At 65.7% G+C, this 12070-nt stretch carries 14 protein-coding genes and 1 tRNA gene; 11 read left to right on the top strand and 4 right to left on the bottom strand.

Translation table 11 applies throughout. The features are described from left to right. Window positions 1-22: 22 nt before the first annotated feature. Entirely contained in the window at window positions 23-1051 is a 1029-nt protein-coding gene (locus NDK18_RS17880) for a fimbrial protein (protein ID WP_250628556.1), read from the bottom strand. A 275-nt stretch (window positions 1052-1326) separates the two neighbouring features. Between NDK18_RS17880 and NDK18_RS17875 the strand changes: the two genes are divergently transcribed. Genes NDK18_RS17875 through NDK18_RS17865 form a run of 3 tightly spaced genes read left to right on the top strand, consistent with a single transcriptional unit; the run spans window position 1327 to window position 3726 of the window. Further along, window positions 1327-1611 (top strand): PepSY domain-containing protein, encoded by a 285-nt coding sequence (locus NDK18_RS17875; RefSeq protein WP_250624230.1) that lies wholly within the window; start codon window positions 1327-1329, stop codon window positions 1609-1611. Beyond that, complete coding sequence (locus NDK18_RS17870) at window positions 1611-2303, top strand: response regulator transcription factor (RefSeq protein ID WP_250624229.1); 693 nt, start codon at window positions 1611-1613, stop codon at window positions 2301-2303. Before NDK18_RS17875 ends, NDK18_RS17870 begins: the two co-directional genes overlap by 1 nt. Before the next feature lie 52 nt (window positions 2304-2355). Beyond that, window positions 2356-3726, top strand: coding sequence for an ATP-binding protein (locus NDK18_RS17865; protein WP_250624456.1), 1371 nt, complete (start codon window positions 2356-2358; stop codon window positions 3724-3726). Window positions 3727-3730: 4 nt separating this feature from the next. On the opposite strand, the gene NDK18_RS17860 is transcribed toward NDK18_RS17865, so the two are convergent. Further along, on the bottom strand, window positions 3731-4057 hold the full coding sequence (locus tag NDK18_RS17860) for a hypothetical protein (RefSeq protein WP_250624228.1): 327 nt from the start codon (window positions 4055-4057) through the stop codon (window positions 3731-3733). 117 nt (window positions 4058-4174) lie between these two features. Between NDK18_RS17860 and NDK18_RS17855 the strand changes: the two genes are divergently transcribed. The 7 genes from NDK18_RS17855 (at window position 4175) to NDK18_RS17825 (ending at window position 9737) form a co-directional block, all read left to right on the top strand. Next, the gene (locus tag NDK18_RS17855; protein WP_250624227.1) at window positions 4175-5182 is read left to right on the top strand and encodes a biotin--[acetyl-CoA-carboxylase] ligase; all 1008 of its coding nucleotides are present in this window, start codon (window positions 4175-4177) and stop codon (window positions 5180-5182) included. Beyond that, window positions 5179-5937 (top strand): type III pantothenate kinase, encoded by a 759-nt coding sequence (locus NDK18_RS17850; RefSeq protein ID WP_250628555.1) that lies wholly within the window; start codon window positions 5179-5181, stop codon window positions 5935-5937. Before NDK18_RS17855 ends, NDK18_RS17850 begins: the two co-directional genes overlap by 4 nt. A 25-nt stretch (window positions 5938-5962) precedes the next feature. After that, window positions 5963-6038 (top strand) — tRNA-Thr (locus tag NDK18_RS17845). 59 nt (window positions 6039-6097) lie between these two features. Next, entirely contained in the window at window positions 6098-6919 is an 822-nt protein-coding gene (locus tag NDK18_RS17840; protein ID WP_250624225.1) for an SPOR domain-containing protein, read from the top strand. Between the two features lie 107 nt (window positions 6920-7026). Then, window positions 7027-7938, top strand: a complete 912-nt coding sequence (gene rocF, locus NDK18_RS17835; RefSeq protein WP_250624224.1) for an arginase — start codon at window positions 7027-7029, stop codon at window positions 7936-7938. A gap of 109 nt (window positions 7939-8047) precedes the next feature. After that, a complete protein-coding gene (locus NDK18_RS17830; protein WP_250624223.1) occupies window positions 8048-9406 on the top strand; it encodes a tryptophan--tRNA ligase in 1359 nt (452 codons plus the stop codon). A 4-nt stretch (window positions 9407-9410) separates the two neighbouring features. Beyond that, on the top strand, window positions 9411-9737 hold the full coding sequence (locus NDK18_RS17825) for a hypothetical protein (protein WP_250628554.1): 327 nt from the start codon (window positions 9411-9413) through the stop codon (window positions 9735-9737). 9 nt (window positions 9738-9746) lie between these two features. On the opposite strand, the gene NDK18_RS17820 is transcribed toward NDK18_RS17825, so the two are convergent. Further along, window positions 9747-10208, bottom strand: a complete 462-nt coding sequence (locus NDK18_RS17820) for a YehS family protein (RefSeq protein WP_250628553.1) — start codon at window positions 10206-10208, stop codon at window positions 9747-9749. 88 nt (window positions 10209-10296) lie between these two features. Here NDK18_RS17820 and NDK18_RS17815 point away from each other — a divergent pair, with 88 nt between their 5' ends. Further along, window positions 10297-10680, top strand: a complete 384-nt coding sequence (locus NDK18_RS17815) for a VOC family protein (RefSeq protein ID WP_250624220.1) — start codon at window positions 10297-10299, stop codon at window positions 10678-10680. Here NDK18_RS17815 and NDK18_RS17810 read toward each other — a convergent pair. Continuing rightward, window positions 10677-12059, bottom strand: coding sequence for a dihydrolipoamide acetyltransferase family protein (locus tag NDK18_RS17810; protein ID WP_250628552.1), 1383 nt, complete (start codon window positions 12057-12059; stop codon window positions 10677-10679). The genes NDK18_RS17815 and NDK18_RS17810 overlap by 4 nt on opposite strands. Between the last annotated feature and the right edge of the window lie 11 nt (window positions 12060-12070).

Genomic DNA, 12070 nt, shown 5'->3' with positions numbered 1-12070 from the left:
GATCAGCAAGGCAAGGGCGCCCTTACAAATACGTAAGCGTTACCGTTGCCGCGGCGTTGGCTTGCCCGGGCGTCGTCACAGCGGCGATCTGGATATAGCGAGCCTTGAGTTGGATCTGGTAGTTCTGGCCGTTTGTTGGCTGGAGCGCCAGGCCCGACGCTGTGTTGCTATTGAGTACCGCCGGGGTGATGCCGTCCGCCCTGAGCAGCTGTATGCCGATGCCCGTGGCACTGCCCGTCAGGTTGGACAGGGCAAGTATCCCACGGGCGGCGTCAACCGCTGACGTCGTAGGGTTAATGAGGTAGCTGATGGTATTGTCACCAAGGCTTCCTGCGCTAATGGTGCCGTTCGTGGATGTCACGGACGTGCGGCCGAAAAAGGCCGGGCAGTTCTGAAGGGCGATGGACACGTCGACCGCTGTAGTCGTCGTGTTGACGCCTGTCAGCACGTCCAGCACGTGGTTGCCGAGGTTTACGTTCACATCGGGCGTGCGGCAAGTGGCCGACACGATATTGAGCGAGCCCACCGTCCTGCCTGAATGCACCCGCAGGTTGTTGGTGCCCACGACGTACTCGAACGTCGGCAGCTGCGACGCAGGGATGCTCCCGGCTAGCACGACCTCAGCCGTCTTCACCAGGCTCACGAAATAGTTGTGGTTATTGACAATGGCAACGGCGCCGGCGGGAGCCGAATTGAACTGCGCCGGCACGGCCACGTTGTTGCCGGCCCAGACAACCACGCCAACGCCCTGGACGTTGGTCTGGTAGACGTTGGCGCCGAAAACGGGGTGGACGTAGGGTGATCTCGCATTCGGCAGCACGATGAACCGGTAACGGTAGGGCGATACAGCGTCGCACAGGACCCTTACCAGCGCGCTCGAAGTCATGCGCGCGCGGTAGATCTCCGTACCCACTGGCACATCGCGACCCACCGTGACCGATCCCTGGAGGGGCGCCGTGGTGGCGATGGCGTCCGAATCTGAATAACTGCATGCCGCGTGCGACGCCAATGGCGCCAGCAGCAGCATGCACGCAAGGATCATATTCCGCATGACAAGGGTTCCGGGGATGGGCGACCTGTACGCCTGGCAGATGCGGTCGCGAAGGGCAGGGCTTCTTCTGCGCGCCCAAGGTAGTGCCCCGGCCATTGCCCGGAAATGGAATTATCCGGAAAAGGGAATTCCCGGCCTGCCCGAAGGGCCGGGCCGGGTGCCGAATGGGCATGGGGAGCGAGGAACGTCGGTTGGTTCCGGGGTGGCTGAACGTCGATTCAGGACGAATTCAATGGCGCAGGGCATGATCGCATGCGTCACCTGCGATGCCCTACATGAAAATCACGTTCCTTTCGCTAATTTTCCTCGGGTTTGTTCTCGGCGGGCCTGTTTGGGCGTCCGAAGTTGGGCTGACCCTCGAGGAAGCCGTGGCGAAAGTGCAGCAGGAAACGGGCGGAAAGGTGTTGTCGGCCCAAACCCGCACGCTGGAACATGGTCTGACGACCGAGTATCGACTAAAGGTGCTGACACCCGACGGACATGTCCGCGTGGTGCCGGTGCGAACCGAAACGGCCAAGATCCCCACGGCAACCGCCGGGGATACCAAGGAGAAACATTGATGCGCATCCTGCTTGTCGAGGACGAAGCCCCGCTCCGCGAGACCCTCGCCGCCCGCCTGAAGCGCGATGGATTCGCCGTGGACGCGGCCCAGGACGGCGAGGAAGGCCTGTACCTGGGCCGCGAGGTGCCATTCGACCTGGCCATCATCGACCTGGGGCTGCCCAAGCTCTCGGGGATGGACCTGGTCAAGGCGCTGCGCGAGCACGGCCAGCGTTATCCCATCCTGATCCTTACCGCCCGTGGCAGCTGGCAGGACAAGGTCGAAGGCCTCAAGCACGGCGCCGACGACTACCTGGTCAAGCCCTTCCACGTCGAAGAGCTCCTGGCCCGCATCAATGCCCTGGTGCGTCGCGCCAGCGGCTGGTCCAAGCCGATCCTGGCCTGTGGTCCGATCAAGCTCGATACCACCGCGCAGACGGTGACCTCCGACGGCCGCCAGGTCGACCTCACCAGCTACGAGTACAAGGTGCTCGAATACCTCATGCTGCATGCCGGCGAGCTGGTGTCCAAGGCGGACCTTACCGAGCATATCTACCAGCAGGACTTCGATCGCGATTCGAACGTGCTTGAAGTGTTCATCGGTCGCCTGCGCCGCAAGCTCGATCCGGACAGTGCCCTGAAGCCGATCGAGACGGTCCGCGGCCGCGGCTACCGCTTTGCCATCCCGCGTAACGAGGCGGACGAGGAATAAAACTTAAAGCTCGGCGGGAGAGCCGCGCGTGCTGAAGTTCATCGAGCGGGTGATGGAACACAAGCCCCTGTCGCTTGCCGCCCGCGCGGCACTGGCGACCGGTTTTGCGCTGGCCGCCTTCCTCGGCCTTACCTGGCTGGCACAGAACAAGGCGAACTACGCCAGTGAACTGTCGGCGATGCACGACCGCCTGCACAACTACGCGATCGCCTTCATCACGGGCACCGAAGTAACCCGCGCAGGCAAGGTCACGCCGCCCGACTCCCCGCCGCATCCGGATTTCTCCCGTCCGGGATCGGGCCTGTATGGCGTGATCAGCGGCGACGATGGCTTTCGATGGGAGTCGTCCTCCGCGTTGGGCCGCGACATGGAATTCGCCCGCCGCCTGCCGATGGGCAGCGAGACATTCGAGGGGCCGCTCGATACGCATGCGGGGCGTTTGTATGTCTACAGCTTCGGCGTGGACATCGACCCGCAGAACGGTGGCAAGCCCGTGCACCTGACCTTTACCGTGGCCCAGACCGAAGACCAGTTCGAACGCCAGGTAAGCACCTATCGCCGCACGCAGTTCCTGTGGCTGGCAACGCTTGGTTTGATGCTGATCCTGCTGCAGCTATTGCTGCTGCGCTGGAGCCTGTTGCCGTTGCGGCGGGTGTCCAGCGACCTGGCGCTGATCGAGCGCGGCGACCGCGAGCACCTGGAAGGGCCTTATCCGGTGGAGTTGATGGGTCTTACCGCGCGCTTGAACGCCTTCATCGATTCCGAACGCGACCAGCGTACCCGCTACCAGAACACCCTGGCCGACCTCGCGCACAGCCTGAAAACACCGCTGGCGGTGGTTCGCTCACAACTGGAAGCTGGCCTTGACGTTGCCCGCGCCGATGTCCTGGACCAGGTGCGTCGCATGGACGAGATCGTGGCCTACCAGCTGTCCCGTGCGGCAACCTCCGGGCGCAAGATCTTCGCAACGCCCGTGATGGTGTCGGCACACGCGGAAGACCTCGTGCAGAGCCTGGAGAAGGTCTATGCGGGGAAGAATGTCCTTTGCGAATTCGAGATCGAGGATAAGGCCGCCTTCTACGGCGAGCAGGGCGATCTGCTCGAACTGATGGGCAACCTGCTGGAAAACGCCTTCAAATGGGCCAATCACCGCGTATTGCTGACAGTGAAATCCCGTCAGGGCGTGGTGCGGGGCCGTCCCGGCCTGTCAATGGCGGTGGAAGACGATGGTCCGGGTATCGCCGATGCGCAGATCGAGCGCGTGCTGCAGCGGGGCGTACGTGGCGATGAGCGGGTGAAAGGCCATGGCATCGGCCTTTCGATCGTGCAGGACATCGTCAAGGCCTACCAGGGCACCATGCATGTGGACCGGTCCGAGGAATTCGGCGGGGCAAGGTTTACCGTGATACTGCCGCCCGGCTAGGGAACTACCAGATCGAGCCCGGAAGCAGGGCAGGCCAGCCTACGTCCGGCTTGGCCGACGAAGGGGTTGCGTTGCTGCGGGTACCGTCATCCGGAAGGTCGCTACCCACAGGTGCCGGTGCATGCGTGGATCCGGCATTGCCGCGGGCGGAAGTATCGTCGGGGTTGTGAACGGAACCACTCTGGCCGCCCGCGCCGTGCGGGCTGGCCTCGCCACCGGAGCTGGAGCCGCCGGACGCAGCGAACGTTCCATTGGCAGGGGAGGCCACCACGGCTCCGCAGGCCATGAGGCCCAGCGCTAGACAGCCGTATTTAAGGAACCTGGTATGCATGGCAATACCCCTGTCTCCCCGGGGAGCCATCGATACTCGCAGAAACCTGCCGGGCCTGCCAGTGCCCCAGGAATGCCGCCGAATGGCTGTCGAATGCGCGATGATGGCGCCTCCCCGATGTACCCCCTACTGGCCCGCGAGACTTCCTCCACGATGCTCACACCAGCCGTGCTCGGCGCCCTGGCGCCCGGCGAACCCGTATCCGGCGCCGCCCTGGCGCGAACCGCGGGCGTGACCCGCGCGGCGATCTGGAAACAGGTCGAAACCCTTCGCCAGCGCGGCCTGCCGATCGAGGCACGGGTCGGCGGCGGCTACCGCCTGCCGTGGCCCGTCCAGTTGCTCGACGAAGCCATCATCCGCGGCGAGCTTCCCGTGGCGGCCCGGCAGCGCCTGGGCGCCCTGGAAGTGCACTGGGAGCTCGATTCCACTTCCAGCGAACTGCAGCGCCGCCTGCCGGACATGCCGGATTTAAGCTTCGTCATGGCCGAAGCGCAGACGGCCGGCCGTGGCCGGCGCGGCAAATCCTGGATATCGCCGCCGGGATTGAATATTTACTTGTCCGTGGCCAAGCACTTCGATGCGGGATTTGCCCGGCTTTCCGGGCTTTCGCTCGCCGTCGGCGTGATAGTGCTGCACGCCCTGGAAGACATGGGCATCCGTACGGCGGGGCTGAAATGGCCCAACGACATCCTTGCTGCCGACGCCAAGCTCGCCGGCGTGCTGGTGGAGCTTTCCGGGGAATTCCAGGGGCCGTGTACGGCCGTGATCGGCATCGGTTTGAACATGCGGGTGCCAGATGCCCTCCGAGCGGGGGCGGCGCAACCGGTGACCGACGTCGCCGCGCTCTGCGGCGACGAGCCGCCGGATCGCAACCTGATGGCAGCGGCACTGATCACCCGGCTGGTGTCAGGGCTCGAGCGATTCGAGCGCGAAGGCTTCGCCGCCTTCGTCGACGACTATGCCGCCTTCGACCTCCTCGCAGGCCAACCCTTGCGCGTGATCGGCGCACAAGGTGAATTCCATGGCGAGGGGGCCGGCATCGATGGCCGCGGCGCGCTGCTGGTGCGCGTGGGAAACGATCTGAAACGCGTGGACAGCGCGGATGTCTCGGTGCGGCGCACGTGATTGCGCTCCTGGACCTGGGCAATACGCGGGCGAAGTTCGCGCTGTTCGATGGCGTCGCGCTTATCGAGCGCGGCGTGGTCGCCTGGGATGATTCAGTAGCCTTTGCGCTGGCCTCGGCATGGGCGGATTGGCCACGTCCCGATCGCGTGGTGGCGGCCTCGGTGGTGGACAGCGTGCGCGAGGCGATGGTGGATGAAGCCGCTGTCGCGGCCTTCGACCGCCCCCTGGAATGGCTACGTACGCCGGCCCAGGCGTGCGGCGTGCGTAATGCCTATGCCGAGCCCGCCCGTCTTGGCGTGGATCGCTTCCTGGCCATGGTCCATGCGTACCGCTCCGGCCGCGCGCCATGCATCCTGGTGAGCGCCGGCACGGCCCTTACCCTGGACGCACTGGCCGCCGACGGCAGCCACCTGGGCGGCCTGATCGCCCCGGGTGCGCAGTTGATGTATCAGTCGGTGCTGGGCGCCACCGCCAGGGTGAAGCCCGATGCCGTGGGCCAGGTGGTCGATGCCGCCGACAACACCGCCGACGGTCTCTTCGCCGGCTGCTGGCACGCGGCGGCGGCCCTGGTGGAGCGCTTCACCGCGCGCATGGCGCCCCGGCTCGGCGGCCATCCCAGGGTGCTGGTGGGCGGCGGCGACGGCCAGGCGCTGGCGGCCCTGGTCGCCCTGGCCACCGAGCACGCCCCCGACGCCGTGCTGCTTGGCCTTGCCGCCTGTGCCACCGATGGTGAGACCCTGCTCGCCACATCCTAAGCTTCAGGTTAAAATCGCGGGCTGCGCCGGCATAGCTCAGTTGGTAGAGCAACCGCCTTGTAAGCGGTAGGTCCCCAGTTCGAATCCGGGTGTCGGCACCAGGCTTCTCCCCCGCTGCAGCGGGGGTTTTGTTTTCAGGGGATGGGAATACCCTTATCCGATGCTGCCTCGCCTGATCTTCGTGTTGCTTGTCGCGTTGAACATCGCCGTGGCCGCGTGGCTGCTGTTTGGCGGCGGCGGGCACTTCATCGGCGATGTCGCCGACGAAGGCGTGCCGCGGCTGAAACTCGTGGCCGAAACGCAGCCGGCGACACCAGCGGTACCTGCATCCGCCGCCGCGCCGCTCCCCGTGTCGCCGATGGCATCGGCGCCGATCCCTGCATCGATCACTTCATCGCCTTCCAGGGTGCCGGGCAAGCTGGTGGTGGCGACGGCATCGACGACGACCCGCCCACCGATCGGCCAGCAGACACCTGCACCTGCCGGCGTGCTGCCACCGCCCATTGAACCGCCGCAGCGCCGTACCTTCCGTTGCGTGGCCCTGGGCCCGTTTGCCAGCGATGTGGATTCGCGTGCCGCTCGCAGCGCGCTGGGGGGCCTGGTGATTCGAAGCCGCACCCGGCAGGAAACCGCCAGCGTGTCCCATGGCTGGCGCGTGTTCCTGCCGCCGATGGATTCGCGCGAGAAGGCCAACGACATGGCCCGGCGGCTTCAGGCTAAGAACGTGAAGGACTACTTCGTGGTGCCGGCCGGGCCCGAACCCAACTCCATTGCCCTGGGCGTATTCAACGCCCAGGAGAACGCCCGCAAGCGGCGCGACGAAGTGGTGGCGCTGGGATTTCCCGCCCGCATGGCCGAGCGGGTTGAAACCACGCCGTCGTACTGGCTGGACGTGGTGGTGGGCGATGATGCGAAGGTGAACTGGCAGGCCCGCGCGCGCGCGCCGAAGATCCAGGCGCGGCCCACGGGCTGCTTCCAGTAACCGAACGCCTGGCGCGCATGGCCTTTACCCTGGCCGTAGTATCCTTCGGCTCCCCAAGGCCCTGCTGCCGACGTGTGTCGCGGCGGCCTGGGTAGAACTGAGATTCTATGAACAAGTCAGTGGTTTTGATCGGCGCGCCGACCGATATCGGCGCCGGCCATCGCGGTGCATCGATGGGCCCGGAGGCTCTTCGCGTAGCCAATCTTGCTGCCCGGCTCGCCCGCCGCGGTCTCACCGTCGTCGACCGTGGCAACCTGGCAGGCCCCTTGAATCCCTGGCAGCCGCCGGTGAATGGCTACCGCCACCTGCCTGAGGTTGTGGCCTGGAATCGCGCGGTGTACGAGGCGATGTACCGGGAGCTGCATGATGGCAACGTGCCGATCATGCTCGGCGGCGACCATTGCCTGGCGATCGGCTCGATCACCGCCGCCGCGCGCCATGCACGAGAGACGGGCAAGAAACTGCGCGTGTTGTGGCTCGATGCCCACGCCGACTTCAATACCAGCCAGATTACCCCGTCGGGGAATATCCATGGCATGCCCGTGGCCTGCCTGTGCGGCCATGGCCCGGATGAGCTCACCATCCTGGGTGGTACCAAGCCTGCCACCCAGCCGGAGGTCTTCCGCCAGATCGGCATCCGCTCGGTCGACGAGGGCGAGAAAAAATTCGTGCACGAGGCGGGCATCGACATCTACGACATGCGCTACATCGACGAGATCGGCATCAAGGCCTCGATGGAAGAAGCGCTGGCGGACATCGACCAGGACACCCATCTGCACGTGAGCTTCGACGTCGATTTCCTCGACCCGACCATCGCCCCGGGCGTGGGCACCACGGTGCGCGGCGGCCCGAACTACCGGGAAGCCCAGCTGGTGATGGAAATGATCGCCGACACCGGGCGCGTGGCGTCGCTGGACATCGTGGAGTTGAATCCTGCCTTCGACAAGCGCAACCAGACGGCCAAGCTTGCCGTGGACCTGGTCGAGTCGCTGTTCGGCAAGTCCACGCTGATGCGCTAGCTGCCCTGGCGGGGCATCCCCGTCGCTGCGGCAGCGCGCCGCGCCTGGTGGCTGGGCGGTCGGAGGCCTGCCGGGCTAAACTCGACGGGCTTCCCCACGAACGAGCCCCATGCAGACCCGCGTCCTTACCGGCATCACCACCACGGGCACGCCGCACCTTGGCAATTATGTCGGTGCGATCCGCCCCGCCATCGCCGCCAGCCACGATGCCGGCGTCGATGCGTTCTATTTCATGGCCGACTACCACGCCTTGATCAAGAGTGACCAGCCCGCGCGCATCGAGCGGTCCCGGCTCGAGATCGCAGCCACGTGGCTTGCCTGCGGCCTGGATCCGGCGCGGGTTACCTTCTACCGGCAGTCGGATATTCCCGAGATCCCGGAGCTCACCTGGCTGCTGACGTGCGTTACCTCGAAGGGGCTCCTAAACCGTGCCCATGCCTATAAGGCGGCCGTGGATCGCAATGTCGCCGAGGGCGAGGATAGCGATGCCGGCATCACGGCGGGGTTATACATGTACCCGGTGCTGATGGCCGCCGACATCCTGGCCTTCAACGCCAACAAGGTGCCGGTGGGACGCGACCAGATCCAGCATATCGAGATGGCGCGCGATATCGCGCAGCGCTTCAATCATCTGTACGGCGGTACGTTCTTCACGCTGCCCGAAGCCCTGATCGAGGAGCAAGTGGCCACCTTGCCGGGCCTGGACGGACGCAAGATGTCCAAGAGCTACGACAACACCATCCCGCTGTTCGAGGGCGGCCCCAAGCGGCTGCGCGAGACGATCATGCGCATCGTCACCGATTCGCGTGCACCGGGCGAGGCGAAATCCCTGGACGACTCCGCGCTGTTCACCCTCTACCAGGCCTTCGCCAGCCGCGCCGAGACCCAGGTGTTCGGCAAGGCGCTGGAAGACGGCATGGGCTGGGGCGAAGCCAAGGAGATCCTTTTCGAACGCGTCGAGGACGATGTGGCGCCGATGCGCGAACGCTACGATCAATTGATCGCCCGGCCCGGCGACATCGAGGACATCCTGGTCGAGGGCGCGGCGAAGGCGCGGTCGATCGCGGCGCCCCTGGTGGCGCAACTGCGCGATGCAGTGGGCCTGCGCCGCATGAATACCGTGGCGACGCCGGCAGGCAAGGCGACGGTGACCAAATCGGACAAGATGCCGCGTTTTGCCAGTTTCCGCGAAGACGATGGCGCGTTCCGCTTCCGGCTTTTCGGCGGCGAAGGCGACGAACTGCTGCTGTCGCGGAAGTTTGCCGATCCCAAGCAGGCCGGTGCACTGCGCCAGCGATTGCAGACGCTCGGTGGCGGACAGGCGCAGCTTGATGCCGAAGGCCTCGCGTACCATCTGGTGGTGGATGGCGAGCCGGTGGCGATCAGCCCCGCGTACGCCGACGACACGTCGCGCGAGGCGGCCATGCAAGCCTTGCGCGCCGCACTCGACGCCCTGGCCGCGGCGTAACGCCGTGCGATTCCTTGCCATCCTGTTGCTTGCCCCGTGGCTGCTGGTACTGGCCTGGGCTTACTGGGCGTATCCGAAGTCGCTGCCACGCCATGCGGCACGCCGCGTGTTCGACGCCATCGCCATCGTGCTTGCCGCGGTGGTCGCGGTGGTGCTTTCGCTGATGGCGTTCGATGCCGTGCAGGTGAAGCAGGTGGGTGCGTTTGGCCCGGAGAGCGGATCGATCTGGAAACAGGTGATGCCAGCGTTGTACGGCTATTTTTCGTTCATGGCCGTGCTGGCGCTGGCGCTGTGGTTCCGCTGGATGGTGTGGCGCCCGCGCCAAACCTGACTGTCTGTGTCAGCCGCGCAGGCGTGATGTCAGGCCCTTGAGGAACAGGCGAAGCAACTGGTCGCCGCAGGGGCGGTAGTTGTTATGGCCCGGCTGCCGGAACAGCGCATTGAGCTCGGCTTTCGACACGGCGAAATCCACCGAGGCCAGGATATCGATGATGTCCTGGTCCTTCAGCTCGAAGGCAACGCGCAGCTTCTTCAGCACCAGGTTGTTGGTGATGCGTTTTTCCACCGGCCGCGGTGGCTGTGATTCGTCCCGTCCGCGGCGAAACACGATCAGGCCATCGAGCACATGGGCCATGATGCGGTCGTTGCAGGGTACGAACCCTGGTGCGTCGTCCTTCTCGAGCATGCCGTGGATCTGCTCGGCGGTGAGGTCAAGGCCGCCCAATGCAGCGATCTGCACCAGGTGGCTGTCGGCCAGATCCAGCATGTAGCGCACGCTGCGCAGGATGTCGTTGTTGAGCATCGGCGTAGTCTAACGGGCGAGGTCGATTTTTTCCGTTTTTCACGCCGGTTGCGCTAGATAAGGCGTTCTCGCCCAACGGAGCGCCTCCATGCACCATAGCCGGTTGTGTGCCCTTGTCATCGACTGCCAAGACCAGGACATCAAGGCCGATACGCTGTTCTGGAGCGGTGCGCTGGGCAAGCCGATCACCAGCTTCGATCAGGACGGGGATGGCAAGTACGCCGAACTGGGCACCTCGGCCGATGAGCTGATTGTCCTGCTGCAGCGCGTGGATCACGAGCCGCGGGTACACCTGGACATCGAGACCGACGACCTGGAAGCCGAGGCCTTGCGGCTGGAAAAACTCGGCGCCAGCCGCGTGGCCAAGGTGCGTGACCGCTGGTGGGTGATGCAGGCCCCCAGCGGCCACCGTTTCTGCTTGGTCAAAAAGCAGCGCGAATCATTCGGGCCGCATGTGAATACCTGGGATTAGTGCGGTGCGGCCAGGTCGTCCATCATGGCCTTCAGGAACCTTGCCGCCTCGCCGCCGGTGGCCGCGCGGTGGTCGAAGGTAAGCGACAGCGGCATGCGGCGGTGCACCTCGATGCCGCCGATCACGGCGACCACGTCGTGGCTGAGCTTGCCGGTGCCGACGATGGCTACCGTGGGCGGTACCACCACGGGGCTGGCGTAACGGCCGGCGAACATGCCGAAGTTCGACAGGCTGATGGTGTAGCCGGAGAGCTCCGATGCCGGAATGCTACGGTCTTCCACCTGGGTGCGCAGGCGCTTGATCGCACCACGCACGCCCGCCGCGTCGAGCATATCGGCGTTGCGCAGGGCAGGGACGAACAGGCCGTCGTCGGTATCCACCGCGATGCCGATGTCCACCTGCGGATGCAGGGTGCGGGTGAGGTTCTTGCCGTCGAACCAGGCGTTGAGCGCTGGCACCGCCTTGCAGGCGGCGACGATCGCGCGCACCAGGCGGGCGGTGATGTCCTGCTTGCCGATCCAGGCGTGAAGGTCGGCGTCGTCCACGATGGTGGTGGGCACCACCTGGGCATGGGCGTCGGCCATCACGCGCGCCATGTTGCGGCGCACGCCCTTCAATTGCTCGGGCTGTCCCATCACGGCCTGCGAAGGCGGACCGGTGCGCACGGGCTTGCCGGCCAGCGATACAGCGCTGCGCTGCGGCGCGGCAGTCGGCTCAGGTAGTTCCGGCGCCAGGTGGCGGGCAGCGGCCGAGCGGGCCGGTGCGGCGCCCAGGGCGGCCGAGCCATTGGCGGCGGCCTCCTTCACATCCTTCATGGTGACCACGCCGTCGGCGCCGGTCGGACGCACGCGGCTCAAGTCGATCTTCAGCTTCTTGGCCAAGGCGCGCACGGCCGGAACCGCCTTGACGCCACCGGCGCTGGACACCTGTTCGGTATGCACGGCGTTGCCGCTGACCATCGCACCGACCACGGTGCCTTCGTCTTCGCGCTCGGGCTTGCCGTTGGCTTCGATCTCGCCACCGTCGTCGGAAGCGACGACCTTGCTGGCGTTGTCCGGTGCCGGGCTGCCGACGCTCTTCTTCGGGCCATGGTGGTGGCCGGTGGCTTCGGCATCGGCGCGCTGCTTGGCGTTGGGGTCGATCTCGACGTCAGCCAGGGCCGCGCCGGTTTCGATGATGTCGCCAGCAGCGCCGTGGAGCTTGGTCACCTTGCCGGAGAACGGCGAGGGGACGTCCACCACGGCTTTGGCGGTTTCCATTGACACCAGCGGGGCGTCGAGCTTGACGGTGTCGCCTTCCTTGACGTGCCATTCCACGACGGTGGCGTCGGGCAGGCCTTCGCCGAGGTCGGGAAGGTAGAACGTTTTGATATCGGCCATGGGGTCGGTCT

The organism is Pinirhizobacter soli (genome assembly GCF_015905305.1).
Classification (GTDB): Bacteria; Pseudomonadota; Gammaproteobacteria; order Xanthomonadales; family Rhodanobacteraceae; genus Pinirhizobacter; species Pinirhizobacter soli.
This window is presented reverse-complemented; position numbering and strand designations above follow the sequence as displayed.

Excerpts from the sequence above, each read along its gene's own strand:
- NDK18_RS17880 (WP_250628556.1), bottom strand. The coding sequence starts at position 1,051 with ATGCGGAATATGATCCTTGCGTGCATGCTGCTGCTGGCGCCATTGGCG.
- NDK18_RS17875 (WP_250624230.1), top strand. The coding sequence starts at position 1,327 with ATGAAAATCACGTTCCTTTCGCTAATTTTCCTCGGGTTTGTTCTCGGC.
- NDK18_RS17870 (WP_250624229.1), top strand. The coding sequence starts at position 1,611 with ATGCGCATCCTGCTTGTCGAGGACGAAGCCCCGCTCCGCGAGACCCTC.
- NDK18_RS17865 (WP_250624456.1), top strand. The coding sequence starts at position 2,356 with ATGGAACACAAGCCCCTGTCGCTTGCCGCCCGCGCGGCACTGGCGACC.
- NDK18_RS17860 (WP_250624228.1), bottom strand. The coding sequence starts at position 4,057 with ATGCATACCAGGTTCCTTAAATACGGCTGTCTAGCGCTGGGCCTCATG.
- NDK18_RS17855 (WP_250624227.1), top strand. The coding sequence starts at position 4,175 with ATGTACCCCCTACTGGCCCGCGAGACTTCCTCCACGATGCTCACACCA.
- NDK18_RS17840 (WP_250624225.1), top strand. The coding sequence starts at position 6,098 with ATGCTGCCTCGCCTGATCTTCGTGTTGCTTGTCGCGTTGAACATCGCC.
- rocF (WP_250624224.1), top strand. The coding sequence starts at position 7,027 with ATGAACAAGTCAGTGGTTTTGATCGGCGCGCCGACCGATATCGGCGCC.
- NDK18_RS17830 (WP_250624223.1), top strand. The coding sequence starts at position 8,048 with ATGCAGACCCGCGTCCTTACCGGCATCACCACCACGGGCACGCCGCAC.
- NDK18_RS17820 (WP_250628553.1), bottom strand. The coding sequence starts at position 10,208 with ATGCTCAACAACGACATCCTGCGCAGCGTGCGCTACATGCTGGATCTG.
- NDK18_RS17815 (WP_250624220.1), top strand. The coding sequence starts at position 10,297 with ATGCACCATAGCCGGTTGTGTGCCCTTGTCATCGACTGCCAAGACCAG.
- NDK18_RS17810 (WP_250628552.1), bottom strand. The coding sequence starts at position 12,059 with ATGGCCGATATCAAAACGTTCTACCTTCCCGACCTCGGCGAAGGCCTG.